The 24,324-nt window shown below is 47.8% G+C and carries 11 protein-coding genes, 2 tRNA genes, 7 rRNA genes and 1 riboswitch; of the genes, 3 read left to right on the forward strand and 17 right to left on the reverse strand.

The genetic code is table 11. The features are described 5' to 3' along the window. Window positions 1–30: 30 nt before the first annotated feature. The 9 genes from J4N42_RS13355 to J4N42_RS13395 all read right to left on the reverse strand — a co-directional run bounded on the left by J4N42_RS13355 (window position 31) and on the right by J4N42_RS13395 (window position 12,496). Window positions 31–1,583, reverse strand: a 16S ribosomal RNA gene (locus J4N42_RS13355). A gap of 344 nt (window positions 1,584–1,927) precedes the next feature. After that, window positions 1,928–2,043 (reverse strand): 5S ribosomal RNA (rrf, locus tag J4N42_RS13360). A gap of 89 nt (window positions 2,044–2,132) precedes the next feature. Then, window positions 2,133–5,022 (reverse strand): 23S ribosomal RNA (locus J4N42_RS13365). A 297-nt stretch (window positions 5,023–5,319) separates the two neighbouring features. Beyond that, window positions 5,320–5,395, reverse strand: a tRNA-Ala gene (locus J4N42_RS13370). Window positions 5,396–5,473: 78 nt separating this feature from the next. Beyond that, window positions 5,474–7,026: ribosomal RNA gene (locus J4N42_RS13375) — 16S ribosomal RNA — on the reverse strand. A 344-nt stretch (window positions 7,027–7,370) separates the two neighbouring features. Continuing rightward, a 5S ribosomal RNA gene (gene rrf / locus J4N42_RS13380) occupies window positions 7,371–7,486 on the reverse strand. 89 nt (window positions 7,487–7,575) lie between these two features. Beyond that, window positions 7,576–10,463, reverse strand: a 23S ribosomal RNA gene (locus J4N42_RS13385). A 312-nt stretch (window positions 10,464–10,775) separates the two neighbouring features. After that, window positions 10,776–10,851 (reverse strand) — tRNA-Glu (locus J4N42_RS13390). 92 nt (window positions 10,852–10,943) lie between these two features. After that, window positions 10,944–12,496: ribosomal RNA gene (locus J4N42_RS13395) — 16S ribosomal RNA — on the reverse strand. The 16S, 23S and 5S rRNA genes sit together here with 2 tRNA genes alongside, the layout of an rRNA operon. Before the next feature lie 579 nt (window positions 12,497–13,075). Between J4N42_RS13395 and J4N42_RS13400 the strand changes: the two genes are divergently transcribed. Continuing rightward, window positions 13,076–13,528 carry an RNA recognition motif domain-containing protein gene (locus J4N42_RS13400; protein ID WP_252028640.1) on the forward strand — a complete coding sequence of 151 codons (453 nt, stop codon included), beginning with the start codon at window positions 13,076–13,078 and terminating at the stop codon, window positions 13,526–13,528. On the opposite strand, the gene murI is transcribed toward J4N42_RS13400, so the two are convergent. From murI to J4N42_RS13415, 3 genes are read right to left on the reverse strand one after another with little or no spacing between them, the layout of a single operon-like run. Continuing rightward, a complete protein-coding gene (gene murI, locus J4N42_RS13405; RefSeq protein WP_252028642.1) occupies window positions 13,491–14,291 on the reverse strand; it encodes a glutamate racemase in 801 nt (266 codons plus the stop codon). The two genes, J4N42_RS13400 and murI, sit on opposite strands and share 38 nt — an antisense overlap. Before the next feature lie 39 nt (window positions 14,292–14,330). After that, window positions 14,331–15,008, reverse strand: coding sequence for a Dph6-related ATP pyrophosphatase (locus J4N42_RS13410; protein ID WP_252028644.1), 678 nt, complete (start codon window positions 15,006–15,008; stop codon window positions 14,331–14,333). Window positions 15,009–15,057: 49 nt separating this feature from the next. Then, window positions 15,058–16,914 carry a TonB-dependent receptor domain-containing protein gene (locus tag J4N42_RS13415; protein WP_252028646.1) on the reverse strand — a complete coding sequence of 619 codons (1,857 nt, stop codon included), beginning with the start codon at window positions 16,912–16,914 and terminating at the stop codon, window positions 15,058–15,060. Window positions 16,915–16,971: 57 nt separating this feature from the next. Further along, window positions 16,972–17,174: riboswitch (cobalamin riboswitch) on the reverse strand. 168 nt (window positions 17,175–17,342) lie between these two features. Between J4N42_RS13415 and trmA the strand changes: the two genes are divergently transcribed. Next, the gene (trmA, locus tag J4N42_RS13420; protein ID WP_252028648.1) at window positions 17,343–18,455 is read left to right on the forward strand and encodes a tRNA (uridine(54)-C5)-methyltransferase TrmA; all 1,113 of its coding nucleotides are present in this window, start codon (window positions 17,343–17,345) and stop codon (window positions 18,453–18,455) included. A gap of 61 nt (window positions 18,456–18,516) precedes the next feature. Here trmA and J4N42_RS13425 read toward each other — a convergent pair whose 3' ends face one another. Both J4N42_RS13425 and fabR read right to left on the reverse strand, forming a co-directional pair. Further along, window positions 18,517–18,891 carry a YijD family membrane protein gene (locus J4N42_RS13425; protein ID WP_252028650.1) on the reverse strand — a complete coding sequence of 125 codons (375 nt, stop codon included), beginning with the start codon at window positions 18,889–18,891 and terminating at the stop codon, window positions 18,517–18,519. Next, window positions 18,891–19,532 carry an HTH-type transcriptional repressor FabR gene (fabR, locus tag J4N42_RS13430; RefSeq protein ID WP_252028652.1) on the reverse strand — a complete coding sequence of 214 codons (642 nt, stop codon included), beginning with the start codon at window positions 19,530–19,532 and terminating at the stop codon, window positions 18,891–18,893. The genes J4N42_RS13425 and fabR overlap by 1 nt, the downstream gene beginning before the upstream one ends. 317 nt (window positions 19,533–19,849) lie before the next feature. On the opposite strand from fabR, the gene sthA reads away from it, so the two are divergent. Further along, window positions 19,850–21,250 carry a Si-specific NAD(P)(+) transhydrogenase gene (sthA, locus tag J4N42_RS13435; RefSeq protein ID WP_252028653.1) on the forward strand — a complete coding sequence of 467 codons (1,401 nt, stop codon included), beginning with the start codon at window positions 19,850–19,852 and terminating at the stop codon, window positions 21,248–21,250. Between the two features lie 74 nt (window positions 21,251–21,324). Here sthA and dinF read toward each other — a convergent pair whose 3' ends face one another. The 3 genes from dinF to lexA all read right to left on the reverse strand — a co-directional run bounded on the left by dinF (window position 21,325) and on the right by lexA (window position 24,229). Further along, window positions 21,325–22,668, reverse strand: a complete 1,344-nt coding sequence (gene dinF / locus J4N42_RS13440) for an MATE family efflux transporter DinF (RefSeq protein WP_286036656.1) — start codon at window positions 22,666–22,668, stop codon at window positions 21,325–21,327. Window positions 22,669–22,703: 35 nt separating this feature from the next. After that, window positions 22,704–23,516 carry a class I SAM-dependent methyltransferase gene (locus tag J4N42_RS13445; protein WP_252028655.1) on the reverse strand — a complete coding sequence of 271 codons (813 nt, stop codon included), beginning with the start codon at window positions 23,514–23,516 and terminating at the stop codon, window positions 22,704–22,706. A gap of 92 nt (window positions 23,517–23,608) precedes the next feature. Continuing rightward, the gene (gene lexA / locus J4N42_RS13450) at window positions 23,609–24,229 is read right to left on the reverse strand and encodes a transcriptional repressor LexA (protein ID WP_252028657.1); all 621 of its coding nucleotides are present in this window, start codon (window positions 24,227–24,229) and stop codon (window positions 23,609–23,611) included. Window positions 24,230–24,324: the final 95 nt, after the last annotated feature.

A 24,324-nucleotide genomic window follows, 5' to 3' on the forward strand; every position in this document is an offset into this window, starting at 1 on the left:
GTGTGAACACTCATCGCAATAATCATCGTATAAGGAGGTGATCCAGCCCCAGGTTCCCCTAGGGCTACCTTGTTACGACTTCACCCCAGTCATGAACCACAAAGTGGTGAGCGTCCTCCCGAAGGTTAAACTACCCACTTCTTTTGCAGCCCACTCCCATGGTGTGACGGGCGGTGTGTACAAGGCCCGGGAACGTATTCACCGTAGCATTCTGATCTACGATTACTAGCGATTCCGACTTCATGGAGTCGAGTTGCAGACTCCAATCCGGACTACGACGCACTTTTTGGGATTCGCTGACCATCGCTGGCTCGCCGCCCTCTGTATGCGCCATTGTAGCACGTGTGTAGCCCTACTCGTAAGGGCCATGATGACTTGACGTCGTCCCCACCTTCCTCCGGTTTATCACCGGCAGTCTCCCTGGAGTTCCCGACATTACTCGCTGGCAAACAAGGATAAGGGTTGCGCTCGTTGCGGGACTTAACCCAACATTTCACAACACGAGCTGACGACAGCCATGCAGCACCTGTCTCAGAGTTCCCGAAGGCACCAATCCATCTCTGGAAAGTTCTCTGGATGTCAAGAGTAGGTAAGGTTCTTCGCGTTGCATCGAATTAAACCACATGCTCCACCGCTTGTGCGGGCCCCCGTCAATTCATTTGAGTTTTAATCTTGCGACCGTACTCCCCAGGCGGTCTACTTAACGCGTTAGCTCCGAAAGCCACGGCTCAAGGCCACAACCTCCAAGTAGACATCGTTTACGGCGTGGACTACCAGGGTATCTAATCCTGTTTGCTCCCCACGCTTTCGCATCTGAGTGTCAGTATCTGTCCAGGGGGCCGCCTTCGCCACCGGTATTCCTTCAGATCTCTACGCATTTCACCGCTACACCTGAAATTCTACCCCCCTCTACAGTACTCTAGTGAACCAGTTTCAAATGCAGTTCCGAGGTTGAGCCCCGGGCTTTCACATCTGACTTAATCCACCACCTGCATGCGCTTTACGCCCAGTAATTCCGATTAACGCTCGCACCCTCCGTATTACCGCGGCTGCTGGCACGGAGTTAGCCGGTGCTTCTTCTGCAGCTAACGTCAAACACCAAGAGTATTAATCTTAATGCCTTCCTCACTGCTGAAAGTGCTTTACAACCCGAAGGCCTTCTTCACACACGCGGCATGGCTGCATCAGGCTTTCGCCCATTGTGCAATATTCCCCACTGCTGCCTCCCGTAGGAGTCTGGACCGTGTCTCAGTTCCAGTGTGGCTGATCATCCTCTCAGACCAGCTAGGGATCGTCGCCTTGGTGAGCCATTACCTCACCAACTAGCTAATCCCACCTAGGCGTATCCAATAGCGCAAGGCCCGAAGGTCCCCTGCTTTGCTCCGAAGAGGTTATGCGGTATTAGCCATCGTTTCCAATGGTTATCCCCCTCTACTGGGCAACTTCCTAGGCATTACTCACCCGTCCGCCGCTCGACGCCGTTAACGTTCCCCGAAGGTTCAGTTAACTCGTTTCCGCTCGACTTGCATGTGTTAGGCCTGCCGCCAGCGTTCAATCTGAGCCATGATCAAACTCTTCAATTAAAGTTTTGTTGAAGCTATAAGCTTCGGCTCAATGAATACTGATTACATTTTCTTTGCTTATAAAAAGCAGAGTAATGTGAATTGACTGTGCCAAGCTGTCCTTTCAAATAAAAAGACGACTCGTTTGGTCACTCAGTTCATTGATAAATCTTTTGGATTATCATCAACGAGTGCCCACACAGATTGATAGGTTTAAATTGTTAAAGAGCTTGGCTTTCAGTGCCTTAGCACCTAAGCAGGACGCGTATAATACGCTCTCTACTTCGAAAGTCAACATAAAATTCTAAGCTTTTTACTCAAAACCTTATGTTGACTCGTCTCAATGAGACAAGTCGAGATTTAAAGCCTGGCGATGTCCTACTCTCACATGGGGAAGCCCCACACTACCATCGGCGCTATTGCGTTTCACTTCTGAGTTCGGCATGGAATCAGGTGGGTCCACAACGCTATGGTCGCCAAGCAAATTCTTAATTCGGAAAACTGATTTTAAGCTCTAGTTATACACATTCAATGTTCTATTTGAGTCCATCAAAACCCCTTGGGTGTTGTATGGTTAAGCCTCACGGGCAATTAGTACAGGTTAGCTCAACGCCTCACAACGCTTACACACCCTGCCTATCAACGTTCTAGTCTCGAACAACCCTTTAGGACGCTTAAAGCGCCAGGGAAGACTCATCTCAGGGCTCGCTTCCCGCTTAGATGCTTTCAGCGGTTATCGATTCCGAACTTAGCTACCGGGCAATGCGTCTGGCGACACAACCCGAACACCAGAGGTTCGTCCACTCCGGTCCTCTCGTACTAGGAGCAGCCCCCTTCAATCTTCCAACGCCCACGGCAGATAGGGACCGAACTGTCTCACGACGTTCTAAACCCAGCTCGCGTACCACTTTAAATGGCGAACAGCCATACCCTTGGGACCGACTTCAGCCCCAGGATGTGATGAGCCGACATCGAGGTGCCAAACACCGCCGTCGATATGAACTCTTGGGCGGTATCAGCCTGTTATCCCCGGAGTACCTTTTATCCGTTGAGCGATGGCCCTTCCATACAGAACCACCGGATCACTATGACCTGCTTTCGCACCTGCTCGAATTGTCATTCTCGCAGTCAAGCGGGCTTATGCCATTGCACTAACCTCACGATGTCCAACCGTGATTAGCCCACCTTCGTGCTCCTCCGTTACTCTTTGGGAGGAGACCGCCCCAGTCAAACTACCCACCAGGCACTGTCCTCAACCCAGATAATGGGTCTAAGTTAGAACATCAAACATACAAGGGTGGTATTTCAAGGATGGCTCCAACGATACTGGCGTACCGTCTTCAAAGCCTCCCACCTATCCTACACATGTAGGCTCAATGTTCAGTGCCAAGCTGTAGTAAAGGTTCACGGGGTCTTTCCGTCTAGCCGCGGGTACACTGCATCTTCACAGCGATTTCAATTTCACTGAGTCTCGGGTGGAGACAGCGTGGCCATCATTACGCCATTCGTGCAGGTCGGAACTTACCCGACAAGGAATTTCGCTACCTTAGGACCGTTATAGTTACGGCCGCCGTTTACCGGGGCTTCGATCAAGAGCTTCGACCGAAGTCTAACCCCATCAATTAACCTTCCGGCACCGGGCAGGCGTCACACCGTATACGTCATCTTACGATTTTGCACAGTGCTGTGTTTTTAATAAACAGTTGCAGCCACCTGGTATCTGCGACTCTCAATAGCTCCATCCGCAAGGGACTTCACCGTCAAGAGCGTACCTTCTCCCGAAGTTACGGTACCATTTTGCCTAGTTCCTTCACCCGAGTTCTCTCAAGCGCCTTGGTATTCTCTACCCGACCACCTGTGTCGGTTTGGGGTACGATTCCTTACAATCTGAAGCTTAGAGGCTTTTCCTGGAAGCATGGCATCAATGACTTCACTACCGTAGTAGCTCGACATCGTGTCTCAGCCTTAAAAAGAGCCGGATTTACCTAACTCTTAAGCCTACGCACTTGAACCTGGACAACCGTCGCCAGGCCCACCTAGCCTTCTCCGTCCCCCCATCGCAATTGTAAGAAGTACGGGAATATTAACCCGTTTCCCATCGACTACGCCTTTCGGCCTCGCCTTAGGGGTCGACTTACCCTGCCCCGATTAACGTTGGACAGGAACCCTTGGTCTTCCGGCGAGGAGGTTTTTCACCCCCTTTATCGTTACTCATGTCAGCATTCGCACTTCTGATACCTCCAGCAGGCTTTACAACCCACCTTCAACGGCTTACAGAACGCTCCCCTACCCAATGCGATAAATCGCATTGCCGCAGCTTCGGTGTATAGCTTAGCCCCGTTACATCTTCCGCGCAGGCCGACTCGACTAGTGAGCTATTACGCTTTCTTTAAATGATGGCTGCTTCTAAGCCAACATCCTAGCTGTCTAAGCCTTCCCACATCGTTTCCCACTTAGCTATACTTTGGGACCTTAGCTGGCGGTCTGGGTTGTTTCCCTCTCCACGACGGACGTTAGCACCCGCCGTGTGTCTCCCGGATAGTACTTACTGGTATTCGGAGTTTGCAAAGGGTTGGTAAGTCGGGATGACCCCCTAGCCTTAACAGTGCTCTACCCCCAGTAGTATTCGTCCGAGGCTCTACCTAAATAGATTTCGGGGAGAACCAGCTATCTCCAGGTTTGATTGGCCTTTCACCCCTAGCCACAAGTCATCCGCTAATTTTTCAACATTAGTCGGTTCGGTCCTCCAGTTGATGTTACTCAACCTTCAACCTGCCCATGGCTAGATCACCTGGTTTCGGGTCTATATCCAGAAACTCGACGCCCAGTTAAGACTCGATTTCTCTACGGCTCCCCTAATCGGTTAACCTTGCTACTGAATATAAGTCGCTGACCCATTATACAAAAGGTACGCAGTCACACCACGAAGGTGCTCCTACTGCTTGTACGTACACGGTTTCAGGTTCTATTTCACTCCCCTCACAGGGGTTCTTTTCGCCTTTCCCTCACGGTACTGGTTCACTATCGGTCAGTCAGTAGTATTTAGCCTTGGAGGATGGTCCCCCCATATTCAGACAGGATATCACGTGTCCCGCCCTACTCGATTTCACTGATTATGATGTGTCGGTTACGGGGCTATCACCCTGTATCGCGAGACTTTCCAGACTCTTCACCTGCATCATTAAAAGCTTAAGGGCTAATCCAATTTCGCTCGCCGCTACTTTCGGAATCTCGGTTGATTTCTACTCCTCCGGGTACTTAGATGTTTCAGTTCCCCGGGTTCGCCCTGTTAACCTATGTATTCAGTTAACAGTAACTGCTTATGCAGTTGGGTTTCCCCATTCGGAAATCCCAGACTCAAGTGGTTTTTACTACCTAATCTGGGCTTATCGCAAGTTAATACGTCCTTCATCGCCTCTGACTGCCAAGGCATCCACCGTGTACGCTTAGTCACTTAACCATACAACCCGAAGGGGTCTTTACGTATGGCAAACAACCAAGGTGTTGTCTCTCATTATTTGAATGAGCGAGAGACATTCGATTTTGCCGGACTCAAATATGAATAACTCGAAAGTTATTCCCAAGAACACTTGAATGTGTGTTGGTACCTACATCTCTAAGAGACATAGGATTTGAGAACTTTTATTTGAATAACATCAATCAAATGTTATTCGTCAGCTTTCCAAATTGTTAAAGAGCTAATCACTTCAAAGGAAGTAACCATTTTTAAAGATTCTTAAGGAAGAACACTTAAAGATGGTGGAGCTATGCGGGATCGAACCGCAGACCTCCTCGCTGCCAGCGAGGCGCTCTCCCAGCTGAGCTATAGCCCCATCTGGAAAAGTTTTCCTTACTCTTAACTTTTTAAACCATACCAATCTGTGTGAACACTCATCGCAATAATCATCGTATAAGGAGGTGATCCAGCCCCAGGTTCCCCTAGGGCTACCTTGTTACGACTTCACCCCAGTCATGAACCACAAAGTGGTGAGCGTCCTCCCGAAGGTTAAACTACCCACTTCTTTTGCAGCCCACTCCCATGGTGTGACGGGCGGTGTGTACAAGGCCCGGGAACGTATTCACCGTAGCATTCTGATCTACGATTACTAGCGATTCCGACTTCATGGAGTCGAGTTGCAGACTCCAATCCGGACTACGACGCACTTTTTGGGATTCGCTGACCATCGCTGGCTCGCCGCCCTCTGTATGCGCCATTGTAGCACGTGTGTAGCCCTACTCGTAAGGGCCATGATGACTTGACGTCGTCCCCACCTTCCTCCGGTTTATCACCGGCAGTCTCCCTGGAGTTCCCGACATTACTCGCTGGCAAACAAGGATAAGGGTTGCGCTCGTTGCGGGACTTAACCCAACATTTCACAACACGAGCTGACGACAGCCATGCAGCACCTGTCTCAGAGTTCCCGAAGGCACCAATCCATCTCTGGAAAGTTCTCTGGATGTCAAGAGTAGGTAAGGTTCTTCGCGTTGCATCGAATTAAACCACATGCTCCACCGCTTGTGCGGGCCCCCGTCAATTCATTTGAGTTTTAATCTTGCGACCGTACTCCCCAGGCGGTCTACTTAACGCGTTAGCTCCGAAAGCCACGGCTCAAGGCCACAACCTCCAAGTAGACATCGTTTACGGCGTGGACTACCAGGGTATCTAATCCTGTTTGCTCCCCACGCTTTCGCATCTGAGTGTCAGTATCTGTCCAGGGGGCCGCCTTCGCCACCGGTATTCCTTCAGATCTCTACGCATTTCACCGCTACACCTGAAATTCTACCCCCCTCTACAGTACTCTAGTGAACCAGTTTCAAATGCAGTTCCGAGGTTGAGCCCCGGGCTTTCACATCTGACTTAATCCACCACCTGCATGCGCTTTACGCCCAGTAATTCCGATTAACGCTCGCACCCTCCGTATTACCGCGGCTGCTGGCACGGAGTTAGCCGGTGCTTCTTCTGCAGCTAACGTCAAACACCAAGAGTATTAATCTTAATGCCTTCCTCACTGCTGAAAGTGCTTTACAACCCGAAGGCCTTCTTCACACACGCGGCATGGCTGCATCAGGCTTTCGCCCATTGTGCAATATTCCCCACTGCTGCCTCCCGTAGGAGTCTGGACCGTGTCTCAGTTCCAGTGTGGCTGATCATCCTCTCAGACCAGCTAGGGATCGTCGCCTTGGTGAGCCATTACCTCACCAACTAGCTAATCCCACCTAGGCGTATCCAATAGCGCAAGGCCCGAAGGTCCCCTGCTTTGCTCCGAAGAGGTTATGCGGTATTAGCCATCGTTTCCAATGGTTATCCCCCTCTACTGGGCAACTTCCTAGGCATTACTCACCCGTCCGCCGCTCGACGCCGTTAACGTTCCCCGAAGGTTCAGTTAACTCGTTTCCGCTCGACTTGCATGTGTTAGGCCTGCCGCCAGCGTTCAATCTGAGCCATGATCAAACTCTTCAATTAAAGTTTTGTTGAAGCTATAAGCTTCGGCTCAATGAATACTGATTACATTTTCTTTGCTTATAAAAAGCAGAGTAATGTGAATTGACTGTGCCAAGCTGTCCTTTCAAATAAAAAGACGACTCGTTTGGTCACTCAGTTCATTGATAAATCTTTTGGATTATCATCAACGAGTGCCCACACAGATTGATAGGTTTAAATTGTTAAAGAGCTTGGCTTTCAGTGCCTTAGCACCTAAGCAGGACGCGTATAATACGCTCTCTACTTCGAAAGTCAACATAAAATTCTAAGCTTTTTACTCAAAACCTTATGTTGACTCGTCTCAATGAGACAAGTCGAGATTTAAAGCCTGGCGATGTCCTACTCTCACATGGGGAAGCCCCACACTACCATCGGCGCTATTGCGTTTCACTTCTGAGTTCGGCATGGAATCAGGTGGGTCCACAACGCTATGGTCGCCAAGCAAATTCTTAATTCGGAAAACTGATTTTAAGCTCTAGTTATACACATTCAATGTTCTATTTGAGTCCATCAAAACCCCTTGGGTGTTGTATGGTTAAGCCTCACGGGCAATTAGTACAGGTTAGCTCAACGCCTCACAACGCTTACACACCCTGCCTATCAACGTTCTAGTCTCGAACAACCCTTTAGGACGCTTAAAGCGCCAGGGAAGACTCATCTCAGGGCTCGCTTCCCGCTTAGATGCTTTCAGCGGTTATCGATTCCGAACTTAGCTACCGGGCAATGCGTCTGGCGACACAACCCGAACACCAGAGGTTCGTCCACTCCGGTCCTCTCGTACTAGGAGCAGCCCCCTTCAATCTTCCAACGCCCACGGCAGATAGGGACCGAACTGTCTCACGACGTTCTAAACCCAGCTCGCGTACCACTTTAAATGGCGAACAGCCATACCCTTGGGACCGACTTCAGCCCCAGGATGTGATGAGCCGACATCGAGGTGCCAAACACCGCCGTCGATATGAACTCTTGGGCGGTATCAGCCTGTTATCCCCGGAGTACCTTTTATCCGTTGAGCGATGGCCCTTCCATACAGAACCACCGGATCACTATGACCTGCTTTCGCACCTGCTCGAATTGTCATTCTCGCAGTCAAGCGGGCTTATGCCATTGCACTAACCTCACGATGTCCAACCGTGATTAGCCCACCTTCGTGCTCCTCCGTTACTCTTTGGGAGGAGACCGCCCCAGTCAAACTACCCACCAGGCACTGTCCTCAACCCAGATAATGGGTCTAAGTTAGAACATCAAACATACAAGGGTGGTATTTCAAGGATGGCTCCAACGATACTGGCGTACCGTCTTCAAAGCCTCCCACCTATCCTACACATGTAGGCTCAATGTTCAGTGCCAAGCTGTAGTAAAGGTTCACGGGGTCTTTCCGTCTAGCCGCGGGTACACTGCATCTTCACAGCGATTTCAATTTCACTGAGTCTCGGGTGGAGACAGCGTGGCCATCATTACGCCATTCGTGCAGGTCGGAACTTACCCGACAAGGAATTTCGCTACCTTAGGACCGTTATAGTTACGGCCTCCGTTTACCGGGGCTTCGATCAAGAGCTTCGACCGAAGTCTAACCCCATCAATTAACCTTCCGGCACCGGGCAGGCGTCACACCGTATACGTCATCTTACGATTTTGCACAGTGCTGTGTTTTTAATAAACAGTTGCAGCCACCTGGTATCTGCGACTCTCAATAGCTCCATCCGCAAGGGACTTCACCGTCAAGAGCGTACCTTCTCCCGAAGTTACGGTACCATTTTGCCTAGTTCCTTCACCCGAGTTCTCTCAAGCGCCTTGGTATTCTCTACCCGACCACCTGTGTCGGTTTGGGGTACGATTCCTTACAATCTGAAGCTTAGAGGCTTTTCCTGGAAGCATGGCATCAATGACTTCACTACCGTAGTAGCTCGACATCGTGTCTCAGCCTTAAAAAGAGCCGGATTTACCTAACTCTTAAGCCTACGCACTTGAACCTGGACAACCGTCGCCAGGCCCACCTAGCCTTCTCCGTCCCCCCATCGCAATTGTAAGAAGTACGGGAATATTAACCCGTTTCCCATCGACTACGCCTTTCGGCCTCGCCTTAGGGGTCGACTTACCCTGCCCCGATTAACGTTGGACAGGAACCCTTGGTCTTCCGGCGAGGAGGTTTTTCACCCCCTTTATCGTTACTCATGTCAGCATTCGCACTTCTGATACCTCCAGCAGGCTTTACAACCCACCTTCAACGGCTTACAGAACGCTCCCCTACCCAATGCGATAAATCGCATTGCCGCAGCTTCGGTGTATAGCTTAGCCCCGTTACATCTTCCGCGCAGGCCGACTCGACTAGTGAGCTATTACGCTTTCTTTAAATGATGGCTGCTTCTAAGCCAACATCCTAGCTGTCTAAGCCTTCCCACATCGTTTCCCACTTAGCTATACTTTGGGACCTTAGCTGGCGGTCTGGGTTGTTTCCCTCTCCACGACGGACGTTAGCACCCGCCGTGTGTCTCCCGGATAGTACTTACTGGTATTCGGAGTTTGCAAAGGGTTGGTAAGTCGGGATGACCCCCTAGCCTTAACAGTGCTCTACCCCCAGTAGTATTCGTCCGAGGCTCTACCTAAATAGATTTCGGGGAGAACCAGCTATCTCCAGGTTTGATTGGCCTTTCACCCCTAGCCACAAGTCATCCGCTAATTTTTCAACATTAGTCGGTTCGGTCCTCCAGTTGATGTTACTCAACCTTCAACCTGCCCATGGCTAGATCACCTGGTTTCGGGTCTATATCCAGAAACTCGACGCCAGTTAAGACTCGATTTCTCTACGGCTCCCCTAATCGGTTAACCTTGCTACTGAATATAAGTCGCTGACCCATTATACAAAAGGTACGCAGTCACACCACGAAGGTGCTCCTACTGCTTGTACGTACACGGTTTCAGGTTCTATTTCACTCCCCTCACAGGGGTTCTTTTCGCCTTTCCCTCACGGTACTGGTTCACTATCGGTCAGTCAGTAGTATTTAGCCTTGGAGGATGGTCCCCCCATATTCAGACAGGATATCACGTGTCCCCCCTACTCGATTTCACTGATTATGATGTGTCGGTTACGGGGCTATCACCCTGTATCGCGAGACTTTCCAGACTCTTCACCTGCATCATTAAAAGCTTAAGGGCTAATCCAATTTCGCTCGCCGCTACTTTCGGAATCTCGGTTGATTTCTACTCCTCCGGGTACTTAGATGTTTCAGTTCCCCGGGTTCGCCCTGTTAACCTATGTATTCAGTTAACAGTAACTGCTTATGCAGTTGGGTTTCCCCATTCGGAAATCCCAGACTCAAGTGGTTTTTACTACCTAATCTGGGCTTATCGCAAGTTAATACGTCCTTCATCGCCTCTGACTGCCAAGGCATCCACCGTGTACGCTTAGTCACTTAACCATACAACCCGAAGGGGTCTTTACGTATGGCAAACAACCAAGGTGTTGTCTCTCATTATTTGAATGAGCGAGAGACATTCGATTTTGCCGGACTCAAATATGAATAACTCGAAAGTTATTCCCAAGAACACTTGAATGTGTGTTGGTACCTACATCTCTAAGAGACATAGGATTTGAGAACTTTTATTTGAATAACATCAATCAAATGTTATTCGTCAGCTTTCCAAATTGTTAAAGAGCTAATCACTTCAAAGGAAGTAACCATTTTTAAAGATTCTACTTTCTGTTCTAAGGAAAAAAGAACACTTAAAGATGGTATCCCGTAGGGGAGTCGAACCCCTGTTACCGCCGTGAAAGGGCGGTGTCCTAGGCCTCTAGACGAACGGGACACTAGTGCGAAATGTCTTGGGGGACATCTCTATCTCTTAAACTTCTTAAACCATATCAATCTGTGTGAACACTCATCGCAATAATCATCGTATAAGGAGGTGATCCAGCCCCAGGTTCCCCTAGGGCTACCTTGTTACGACTTCACCCCAGTCATGAACCACAAAGTGGTGAGCGTCCTCCCGAAGGTTAAACTACCCACTTCTTTTGCAGCCCACTCCCATGGTGTGACGGGCGGTGTGTACAAGGCCCGGGAACGTATTCACCGTAGCATTCTGATCTACGATTACTAGCGATTCCGACTTCATGGAGTCGAGTTGCAGACTCCAATCCGGACTACGACGCACTTTTTGGGATTCGCTGACCATCGCTGGCTCGCCGCCCTCTGTATGCGCCATTGTAGCACGTGTGTAGCCCTACTCGTAAGGGCCATGATGACTTGACGTCGTCCCCACCTTCCTCCGGTTTATCACCGGCAGTCTCCCTGGAGTTCCCGACATTACTCGCTGGCAAACAAGGATAAGGGTTGCGCTCGTTGCGGGACTTAACCCAACATTTCACAACACGAGCTGACGACAGCCATGCAGCACCTGTCTCAGAGTTCCCGAAGGCACCAATCCATCTCTGGAAAGTTCTCTGGATGTCAAGAGTAGGTAAGGTTCTTCGCGTTGCATCGAATTAAACCACATGCTCCACCGCTTGTGCGGGCCCCCGTCAATTCATTTGAGTTTTAATCTTGCGACCGTACTCCCCAGGCGGTCTACTTAACGCGTTAGCTCCGAAAGCCACGGCTCAAGGCCACAACCTCCAAGTAGACATCGTTTACGGCGTGGACTACCAGGGTATCTAATCCTGTTTGCTCCCCACGCTTTCGCATCTGAGTGTCAGTATCTGTCCAGGGGGCCGCCTTCGCCACCGGTATTCCTTCAGATCTCTACGCATTTCACCGCTACACCTGAAATTCTACCCCCCTCTACAGTACTCTAGTGAACCAGTTTCAAATGCAGTTCCGAGGTTGAGCCCCGGGCTTTCACATCTGACTTAATCCACCACCTGCATGCGCTTTACGCCCAGTAATTCCGATTAACGCTCGCACCCTCCGTATTACCGCGGCTGCTGGCACGGAGTTAGCCGGTGCTTCTTCTGCAGCTAACGTCAAACACCAAGAGTATTAATCTTAATGCCTTCCTCACTGCTGAAAGTGCTTTACAACCCGAAGGCCTTCTTCACACACGCGGCATGGCTGCATCAGGCTTTCGCCCATTGTGCAATATTCCCCACTGCTGCCTCCCGTAGGAGTCTGGACCGTGTCTCAGTTCCAGTGTGGCTGATCATCCTCTCAGACCAGCTAGGGATCGTCGCCTTGGTGAGCCATTACCTCACCAACTAGCTAATCCCACCTAGGCGTATCCAATAGCGCAAGGCCCGAAGGTCCCCTGCTTTGCTCCGAAGAGGTTATGCGGTATTAGCCATCGTTTCCAATGGTTATCCCCCTCTACTGGGCAACTTCCTAGGCATTACTCACCCGTCCGCCGCTCGACGCCGTTAACGTTCCCCGAAGGTTCAGTTAACTCGTTTCCGCTCGACTTGCATGTGTTAGGCCTGCCGCCAGCGTTCAATCTGAGCCATGATCAAACTCTTCAATTAAAGTTTCGTTGAAGCTATAAGCTTCGGCTCAATGAATACTGATTACATTTTCTTTGCTTATAAAAAGCAGAGTAATGTGAATTGACTGTGCCAAGCTGTCCTTTCAAATAAAAAGACGACTCGTTTGGTCACTCAGTTCATTGATAAATCTTTTGGATTATCATCAACGAGTGCCCACACAGATTGATAGGTTTAAATTGTTAAAGAGCTATTCTAGCTTGACTTGCGCTTAGCGCCCTGTCGCTAGGGGTGCGTATAATACGCTTTGCTTTTTGAGAGTCAAGTGTTTATTTCACCTTTCTTTTCTCTCTCCCAACCCTTCATGTGACTTCCGTCTCACTCCGTGTCAGTGTGGCGGCATTATAGGGAGGTCTGGAAGGATGACAAGCCTTTTTTTGAATTATTTTTCTAACCGTTCAAAAAGCCATCAAAACGATGTTTATCGAATAAAATTTCAACATTTGAGACATGTCACACCAATGCGTTGGAAAAAGTCCAACCATATACGTAAGATTCATGTGTCTAATTTGTTAATGACAGACGTAACTATCTCTATTACTTACAATGTAGTATTCCAATATGAACTCTAATAAATCGACCTTATTGATTGTCGCCCTAGCAGTGTTGGGTGGAATCATCTTCTCGCAGGTAGCGGTTCCCGCTTCCGTAGCATTCGTTATTGGTGTTTGTGCTTCAGCTTTTATCTTAAAACTTTCCAACAACAGCACGACCACTACTGACTCATCTTCACCTTCAACGAAAACTCTTTATGTCGGCAACTTGCCATATAAAGCAAACGAAGCACACGTTCGTGAGCTGTTTGCTAAGCATGGTGAGGTTTTTGCGGTTCGTTTAATGAAAGACAAACGTACTGGAAAAAGAAGAGGCTTTGGCTTTGTTGTGATGGCCTCTAGTGATGCTAACAACGCGATTGATGCGTTAAACGATCAAGACTATATGCAACGTACTTTAAAAGTGCGTATTGCTAATGACCCTAAACACCCTGAAGCGGACGACACTGCACAGGGCTAAACCCTAACTGAATTAATGTCGTATTGAGTGCGCTTTCTTGCCAAGGAGGCGCACTACAATAAATCTGATGAGCTCCTCGTTTCGAGCCTTCCGCATTTATCCCAAGCAACTCTTTTACCCTTCTTGCAATAGCGTTGCCTGAATCCACCAGCAAAACTTCTTCGCCAAGAACTTGTTGAATCTCTTCTTTGATTAAAGGGAAATGAGTACAGCCAAGTACTGCGACATCCACTTTGCTTTGAAGCGGGTCCAAAATAGCGGCCAACTCTTGCAACGATATGGCTTGGCCTCTGAGCTTTTCTTCCGCCATATCGACTAAGCGCGTTGAGCCAATCATTTCTACGCTTTTGTTATTAGAGAAGTCTCGTATCAGATCTTGTGTGTACTCTCTTGTAACGGTTGCAGGGGTCGCAATCAACCCCACCGCTTTGCTCGCCAATGACGACGCAGGCTTAATAGCAGGCACTACCCCTACGACAGGAATCGATAGTTTTGCACGTAAAGTCGGCAGTACAATGGTACTCGCGGTATTGCATGCAATAACAACAAGGTCAATGTGGTGAGAATCAACAAAGCTCGACACCATCGCGTCCACTCGCTGGATCAATGTGGCCTGCTCTAGCTCACCGTATGGATAGGCTTGGTTATCAAAGATATAGGTGTAACTCAGTTGAGGCAGCAACGCTTTAATTTCTTGATATACCGATAGCCCACCCACACCGGAGTCGAAGATAAGTATATTTTTGTTCGCTGATTGTTCCACACTGCTCACCTAAAAATGAAAACTCAGCGATCATACTCACTATTGGTCGTTTGGCAAATGCCTTGCTCGATACCTTTGGTGGCTAAAGCGTTCACCCACGTCTACATGAGTTTTGTCCAACTCTATACGACCATTAAAGCAAGGCGCTTCAACCACCAAAGTGTGAAACTCGCCATCTTCACCACAAGGGTCAACATGACTAGGTAGCTCACCTAAAAGTGCGTCGTTATACCAATGCCCACACCAGCGGCTTGATAACGCCTGCCCGTCTACGGTCACCAGCATAGTCTTAATCCCTCGCTCTATGATCTCGATGGCAAGTTGCTTACTCGACTCTCCAAGTAGTGGGAACACACACTGCCAACCAGCCGGTTCGATATAACTGCGTCGGTAGTCTGCTATTCCATTGCAAAACATGTCGCCAAAAGCAACGGCATCAATTGCAAGACCTGATTGCTTCAAGCCCTCAACCACCAACGACTGATAGACGTCATTAGCAGGGAAAACTTCGGGCAGCTCTATTTTGATTAATGGCAGACCGACTAAGTCGGCTTGCATGTCGATCACTTCGAGTGGTGTAGCCTGAAAAGGCACTTCATCTTTTACGTAAGTCGTATAAAGACCCGCAACATTGTAGCGCTCATCTTCTAACAAGCGCAGTAAGGTTAATGTGGAGTCTTTACCACTTGACCAGCTTATTACTACGTTCTTTTTCATTGCTGATACCTATAGAAAAGTAAAAACCGCCCGAAGGCGGTTTAGGTAATTAGAATTGGTAGGTTGCATTCAAGTAATACGAGCGACCCATTGTGTTATACGTTTCTTGGGTTGTGTATTCCTCATCAAAGGCATTATGCACGCGGCCTCGAATCGTGAATTGTTGGCTAACCGCATAAGTGGCAGAAAGATCAACTAATGTGTATGCGTCCAACTCTATTGTGTTTTCTGCATCTTCATAGCTTTTCCCACGATACAAGGTCGTCACATCAAATTGCCACGCATTCAACTCATAACCTATATTCCAACGCGCAACATGTTTTGAACGACGAATCAGTTGCTTACCTGTCGCGTCATCTTGAGCATCGACATAATCGTAGCCAAATGTATTGGACAAGCTATCTACGTAGAAAGTAATTGAGGACTCAATACCTTCCATTGTAGCTTTATTTACGTTAGAAGGAATCCAATCACCTGCTGGGTTATTCGGGTCGACTGGCGCCCAAGCTATTAGCTGGTCAATTTCAGATTTGTAGCCCGTCACTTGCCAATCGATCGAATCATGTGCGCCATACAGCCCAAGCTCATAACCGAAGCTTTCTTCTGCTTCTAAGTCAGGATTACCCGAATCCGGGTAGTACAAGTCATTAAATGTAGGCGCTTTAAAACCTGTACCTACGTTCGCAGCCAGCTTCAACGACTGAGTAAAGCTATATGCTGTGCCAAGTTGCCATGTGTTACTCGTGCCGTAACTTTCATTATCATCAGTACGTACACTTGCTTCACTAGACCAACGGTCCACAACGTAATTGGCCGTCAAAAATAGTGCTTTATTGTCACGTGACTCTTGGATATAAGTCCCTTCCGATGTCGAGACCTCTTCTTGATTCCATTCAAGACCACCAGCAAGAGTCAGAGCCTGTGTCAAATGATAGCTATGAAGCCATGTCGCTACGACTCTTTCACTTTCAAACTTCGAATCATCTTCGACGTCATTACTGTCGATCCCTTTATCACCATTAAACGCTAACGATAATTCCGAAAAGTAATTTCCTTTGGTGTACTTGGCTTTACCCGCTACGTTATACAGCGTACTTTCAGACTCAGCATTAGGGTAAATTACGTTGACATAGTTTTCATCCCACGCCGTTTTATCATATTCAGAATTACCACGGTGGTAAAAGCCCTGCACACTAAGTTGAAAGCTATCATTAACCTCATGGCCAAGCTCTGCTACGACACTGACCTTATCATAACCATCCTTGTCATCTTCAAATGGCGTCGTCTCAGTTGATGAACGAGCTGACACTGCACCATTATCGCCGTTCGCCGACACACTAAACTTGCCCCATGTAGAATCAGATATAGAGCCAGCAACATTAACGCCAGACTCGTAGTATCCATGACTGCCAACTCCACCCGTGACTTCAGCAATACGACCACCTGCTTGGTAATCTGTCACAATATTAATAACACCAGATATCGCGTCTGAGCCATACAAAGCCGCTCTTGCGCCACGAATAAACTCGATACGTTCGACCCCAGTTAGCGGGATTTGACTAAAGTTGGCTTCTCCAGCGGTAGAACTGCCGATACGAACGCCGTTAACTAACACGAGTAAGTGACGTGAAGAGTTACCACGAACGTAAACACTAGAATATTGACCAAAGCCCACGTTATTCACTTGTACCCCTGGTAGAGCTCTCAAAGCTTCAGGTAAAGACTTGACTTGTGAACGTTCGAGATCTTGTTTGGTCACAATGGTAATAGGAGACGTGACATCTTTAACGTTTTGTTCAAAACGATTGGCTGTCACCACAACGGTTTCATCCGCTTGCTGGGCATAAGAAAGAGAGGCGTGCGGAAGTAGCGATGCCACGGCAATCGCTAGAAAAGACTTGTTCATTTTATATTTATCCTAAATCGCGTAAATCCCTCCGAACCTATGCTGCTTCCGAGCATATTGTTGGTTCGGGTACTGGCAGGTCTTCGGACTTAAGAGCTTGGCTTAGCCGCCTATTCACTCGACTTCCCACATAGTCCACTATGCAGTGTCATTTGAGCTTTCGTTCTCTTTTACCGCTGCGCGTCAGTTCTGGATTTTCACCAGATTCCCTTTTCAGCCATCTATACATCTAGAATGGCACCAGCTTGGCGCAGATACTATTAAGCTATTGATAATTTGTCTAGTTAAAGATTGGTATAAGCTATAGTTTTACAGACTAGTTAAAGCCAAATTGTCCTCAACACTGGACAAGTCCGAGGGATTGAATAAAATCTGCGCTCCTGTTTAAACGCATCCGATGCTTAACGCATTTCCAAAAAGGTATTTCCATGGCGACTCTTGATGTAAACCCTCAACATTACCAGCAACAACTGGCGGAAAAGACCGAGCGTCTAACCCAGATGTTCGCACAGTACAGTGTGCCTGAGTTGGAGGTGTTTGAATCACCAGAGCAGCATTACCGCATGCGTGCAGAGTTTCGAATTTGGCATGAAGGTGAAGACCTTTACTACATCATGTTCAACCAAGAAACCCGTGAGAAATACCGCGTTGATCAATTCCCAGCAGCTAGCCGTTTGATCAACGACCTAATGCCATTGCTTATCGATGCGATGAAAGACAATGACGCTCTACGCCGTAAGTTATTCCAAGTGGACTTCCTATCCACACTGAGCGGTGAAATCTTAGTTTCTCTGCTTTATCACCGTCAGCTAGATGATGCTTGGATTGAGCAAGCCAAGACACTTAAGCAACGCTTGAATGACGAAGGCTTTAACCTCAACATCATCGGGCGTGCACGTAAAATGAAAATCGTGTTAGATCGTGATTACGTGATTGAGAAGCTCGACGTTAATGGTCAGGCATACACCTACCAACAAGTAGAGAACAGCTTCACTCAACCAAACGGCAAAGTGGCCGAGAAAATGCTTGAGTGGGCCGTAGACTGTACCCAAGATAGCCAAGGCGATCTGTTAGAGCTTTACTGTGGTAACGGCAACTTTTCTCTAGCATTAGCGCAAAACTTCGACCGCGTGTTAGCGACTGAACTCGCGAAACCATCGGTACAATCTGCACAATACAATATTGCGGCCAACGAAATTGATAATGTGCAGATCCTTCGTTTATCTGCAGAAGAATTTACAGAAGCGATCGAAGGCAAGCGTGAGTTCCGCAGACTCAAAGATGCAGGTGTTGATTTACAGAGCTACAACTGCAATACCATTTTCGTTGATCCACCTCGCGCGGGTATGGATATCGATACCTGTAAAATGGTGCAAGGCTACGAGCGCATTATGTACATCTCATGTAATCCAGAAACACTCAAAGAGAATTTAGACGTTCTGTGCGAAACACACAACATCACTCGATTTGCCCTATTTGACCAGTTCCCATATACCCACCATATGGAAGCTGGGGTATTACTCGAGCGCAAAGCAGACTAATCTGCCATTCTTCAGATACAAAAAAACGAGCCATTTGGCTCGTTTTTTTATTTGGATAATTTTATTCGGCGTTGCGGGCGAAAAAACCCATTTTCTTACCTATCCACAGCATCAACAACAGCACCACCATAATGGCGATAAAGTTTGATCCCGAATCAGGGTGCTGCGCCTTAATGAAAGCCGAGTGGCCAAAAGCACCAACAAAGAAACACGCCAAACTCACCAAAGGAATATCCTCCGATACAGGGCTACGCAGATATTCTTGGTACAGAGCTTGTACTGACAGCACTAATGCAATCAGAGGAAAAATAGAAAAAGACACTTCACTCATCGTCATCCAAGACAACAATGCGTCGCCACACATACCGGCAATCAGAGCTAAAATCAGCGTTTTTCTCTCTGAGCCACGATTAACTAGGTTACTATCATTCGACATTAATCTATCCCGCCTTTTAATCGGTTACGTTCACGTTCTTTGCGATACCAGAAAGCCCCTTTGGCTATCATTCGCAATTGCATGATCAAGCGCTCAGCCAGTTCTTCTCGCTCGCGTCGATCTAAGTCCAGTGCTTCTGCTCCAGAGCTGAAAACTAAGGTCACCGATGCTTCTGCTTGGGTAAACGCTTCGTCTCGACTCATTCCAGAGCTAATAAGGTATTCTGTTAATTCTGCAGCAAAGTGCTGTATTTCGCGAGCCACCGCAGTACGAAATTCAAAAGAGGTACCCGAACGCTCTCGAAGCAATAATCGGAATACGTTTGGGCTGCTTTCGATAAACTCCATGAAGGTTTCCACAGAAGTGCGAATAACACTGCCTTCTTTGACAATACGTTGCCTTGCCTGACGCATCAATTGGCGAAGAAGCAAACCACCTTCATCAACCATTGTTAAGCCTAGTTCGTCCATATCTTTGAAATGACGATAGAAAGAGGTCGGTGCAATCCCCGCTTCACGGGCCACTTCTCGTAAGCTTAAATTAGAAAAGCTTCGATCGGCACTCAATTGGCTGAAAGCTGCATCGATTAGAGAACGACGCGTTTTTTCTTTTTGCTGTGCTCGGATTCCCATGGACTTCATACCAATATTCTTAATTCAGCTCGCAACATGATGAGACATACTATAGCGCGAAATGAGACGACTCAGAACCGCGAAACTCTAAAGCGCTACGAGAAACTATGCTGCGTTACGATTTGAGCAGCCAATTAAACGCGCTTGGACGGATTTTGCAAACACTTCGCTAGAATTTGGAGAGCTATAGCATACGATTGCCGGTTTTCTCACGGATGTACGTGATCACTTCCACTGTCTGGTGTGGAAATCATTTACGCATTAATGGAATCAGTTAAAATCTCGCTACAGCAATGTTAATAGCTATAACAAACAAGGATTAAAATATGGCCCAGAGTAACCACTTTGATGTAATCGTTATTGGTAGTGGCCCAGGCGGTGAAGGTGCAGCAATGGGATTAACCAAAGCGGGACTCAACGTCGCTATTATTGAAAAGGAAAGCAGTGTTGGGGGCGGGTGTACTCACTGGGGTACCATTCCTTCTAAAGCTCTTCGTCATGCCGTTAGCCGCATCATTGAATTCAATAACAACCCTCTCTTTTGCAACAATAACACCAGCCTACACTCCACGTTTTCCAATATTCTTGGCCATGCCAAATCAGTGATCGACAAACAGACACGCCTACGCCAAGGCTTTTACGATAGAAACGACTGTACGCTGATCTTTGGTACTGCAAAGTTTACTGATTCTAACTCCGTATCTGTCACCCAAGCTGATGGCAGCATTGATACCTACACAGCCGATAAATTTGTCATTGCTACTGGCTCCCGACCATACCAACCTGCCAACGTCGACTTCACTCACGAACGCATTTACGACAGCGACTCGATTTTGAACCTCAAGCATGACCCTCGCCATATCATCATTTATGGAGCAGGTGTCATCGGTTGTGAATATGCCTCTATCTTCCGTGGGTTAGGGGTTAAAACTGACCTAATTAATACTCGTGACCGCTTGTTATCTTTCCTTGATAACGAGACGTCCGATGCATTGTCATACCACTTCTGGAACAGTGGTGTGGTTATTCGCAACGACGAAACCTTTGAGAAGATCGAAGGCACAGAAGATGGCGTTATCGTTCATCTGGAATCTGGTAAAAAAATGCGCGCCGATTGTATTTTGTATGCCAATGGCCGAACAGGTAACACCGACAAGCTTAACTTAGAGGCAGTAGGCCTTACCGCCGACTCTCGTGGCCAAGTATCGGTAAATAGTAATTACCAAACCGAAACCGACCATGTTTATGCCGTGGGTGATGTTATTGGCTACCCTAGCTTAGCAAGTGCAGCTTACGACCAAGGCCGTGTAGTGGCTCAGGCAATCACTCAAGGTCAAGCAACGGGTTACTTGATTGAAGACATTCCAACGGGTATCTATACCATTCCAGAAATCAGCTCTGTTGGTAAAACCGAGCAAGAGCTAACTGCGGCAAAAGTGCCTTACGAAGTAGGACGCTCTTCGTTCAAACACCTCGCTCGTGCACAGATAGCAGGAAAAGACATTGGTAGCTTGAAGATATTATTCCACCGAGAAACCAAAGAGATCTTAGGTATCCACTGCTTTGGCGAACGTGCGGCTGAAATCATTCACATCGGTCAGGCCATCATGGAACAAAAAGGTGAAGCGAATACCATAGAGTATTTCGTTAACACCACTTTCAACTACCCAACTATGGCTGAAGCGTATCGTGTTGCGGCCTTGAACGGGTTAAACCGCTTGTTCTAGTTAAGCTAAGCTTTAGCCCACAATAAAAACGCAGGCTATGCCTGCGTTTTTTGTTTCTGTATGTCGCCCATCCATTAGGCCAAAAACGTTTGTCTCCGCCATTGGTGGATAAAAATCACTGCTAAACCAATACCGCGCATCGCCATGAAGGTCAGCATGGCAAACCACAACGCATGGTTACCAAGATCGATGGAGAGATAAAACACAGCAAAGAAGCAGCAAGTGGCAACAAACATACTGTTACGCATCTCTTTACCTTTCGTCGCACCAATAAAGATCCCATCAAACAAGAAGCACCACATTGCAGTTAGCGGCATCGCCACCAGCCAAGGCAAATACACTAAGGCATTGGCCTGAACCGCAGGTATATCGGTGATCAAATTGATCAGCTGAGATCCCAACTCTGCAAAAGCCACGGTTAAGACTAAACAAATCACTAAGCTCCAAAAGAAGGTACCGATTAACGACTGATTTAACTGCTGACGATCTTTAGCCCCTATCGCCTTGCCAACCATCGCTTCCATCGCGTAGGCAAAACCGTCCATTCCGTAAGAAATCATCATCAAGAAACTCATTAAAACCGCATTGGCTGCGACAGTTTCATCGCCAAAGCTAGCACCTTGAAAAGTCATAAAGCTGAAAGTGGCTTGAAGGCATAACGAACGTAAAAAAATATCACGATTCAATTTCACGAATCGACCAATGTTGTGACCGGCTACGGATAACAAGGATAGTGGTGAAGGCAGCTGCTTGTGCTGCCATGTGCGCCACACGCAAAGTAACCCAAACGCTAAACCGCTGTAATCAGCAATCACCGAGGCCAATGCAGCGCCTTCGACTTTCCAACCGAAACCTATCACAAACAATACATCCAAGATGATATTGGTCAGGTTTGAAATGATCACCATCCACATTGGGGCTTTGGCATTTTGTGTGCCGAGCAACCAACCGAGCAACACAAAGTTAGCTAACGCTGCAGGTGCACTCCAAGCACGAATTGCAAAGTATTGTTGCCCATAGAATTTCACTTCATCACTTGCGCTACTTAAAGAAAAGATGGCATCGGATACCCACACATGTAGCAGTAAGAACAGTGAGGCAAAACCCAACGCCATCAGCAATCCCTGTATAAGCACCAGCGCCAACTGACGCCGGTCTTCCGCACCATAGGATTGTGCCGCGAGACCAGTGGTCGACATGCGCAAGAAGCCTAGCAGCCAAAATGTCACACTGATCATGGTACCGCCAAGTGCGACACCACCGAGATACCAAGCATGTTCTAGATGGCCAATCACTGCGGCGTCGACTAAACCGAGTAAAGGAACGGTGATGTTAGACAACACCATAGGAATGGCGAGCAGTAACACTTGCTTGTGTACTGCTCGATTAGAAAGAGTTTGAGTTATATGTAGAATCACGGCCACCTCGCTTCAGAGAGCAAAGTGTAACCGGATCACCAACGAAGCTGAACCAATACTGGGGTTAATCGTTGTTTATAAGCGGAAAACTTTGTTAGCCAGCGCTGCCAAAACTTCCAACGGCCACAGTTTTTATCCAATGGAGAAAATGTCTTGGTCCATTTCGCCCAAGGCAGATACTGTAAGATTGCCTCTCCCGGCGCGCTGAAACCATGGCTATACGTTCCAGACCCCATCTTTTGGCCGATACTGCTTGAGGCCTTATCGCCCGCAAGCACGATACAAGCGCTGGCAGTATCAAAATGACGCCCTAGTGATTGAACAAATTTGGCTACTTGCTTCTCGCTACAGTCGAGTAAGGCATGCTCACACACCACCATGACAGATGCTTGCTGTGGGATAGGTAAACTTTCTAACCATTGCAAATCGTCCACGCTGCCACAATGGTGCTGATAACGTTCACTGTTATGAAAAAGCTTTTGACGCCACAGAAGGTTTTCAGTGACATCCAACTCTAACCAGTGACAGCGACCATTATCGACTCGGTAAAATCGCGTATCCAGCCCAGCACCAACATTGAGAATCCACGCTTCAGGGTGTCTTTCAATGAAGGCTTTGACTTGTTGGTCGCACAGCTGAGTGAGAGTGGCATGCAGCAGCTGCTTTTGGTCCACGTCCCCAGATAGGCACTCTGGTGCGAGTTGACAATGGCGACAAGCATTGGCGGCAATCGGATCGTAGACTAAACCGTTATCCACCAAACTCTCACGACTTCTTAGCCAAAGCGGCTGAAGTAAGTTGGCGGGTATTTGATAACGTCGATTTGAAGAAGGTGGAGTGGCAGGCATTATCATCTTCCTTATGTCACCAGAAAGAAGATGATAATAAATATCATTTACAGATGCAAGTTATTGAGAATTGATCTCAACAATTATTGGTTTTACATCCAATCTGTATTGCGAATGATACCAACAGCGAGACCTTCGATAGCAAGATGCTGGGAGGTGAGGTCAACTTGGATTGGCGAAAACTCTTCGTTTTCAGCATGCAGTAATACGGTAGAGCCTTTGCGCTCAAGTCGCTTAACGGTAACATCGTCGTCGACACGAGCCACGACAACTTGACCATCGCGCACATCTTGCGTTTTGTGTACGGCCAGTAGATCGCCATCCATAATACCGATGTCTTTCATACTTTCGCCATTAACACGAAGTAAGAAATCGGCCTGGGGCTTAAACATGCCAGGATCCACTTGATAATGTGTTTCGACATGCTCTTGCGCCAAAATAGGCTCACCCGCTGCGACTTGACCAATCAATGGCAAGCCTTGCTCTTCATCGTTAGCCGCATCCAGCAAAATACGGATACCACGAGAAGCGCCTGGGATAATTTCAATCGCTTGTTTACGAGCTAGCGCTTTAAGGTGCTCTTCAGCAGCGTTAGCGGATCGAAAGCCAAGTTCACGTGCAATTTCAGCACGAGTCGGTGGCATTCCTGTTTCATCGATCTTGCTCTTAATAAGATCGAAAACTTGTTGTTGTCGGGGCGTTAACGGCTTCATAAGTCACCTGTCTTTTTATACAGTTAACTGGAAGTATATCCAGTAAGTTATGAAATGAAAAGCCAATTGGTTGTTTTTTAATTTATTTCTGCTTT

Source organism: Vibrio sp. SCSIO 43135, assembly GCF_023716665.1.
Taxonomy (GTDB): Bacteria; Pseudomonadota; Gammaproteobacteria; order Enterobacterales; family Vibrionaceae; genus Vibrio; species Vibrio paucivorans.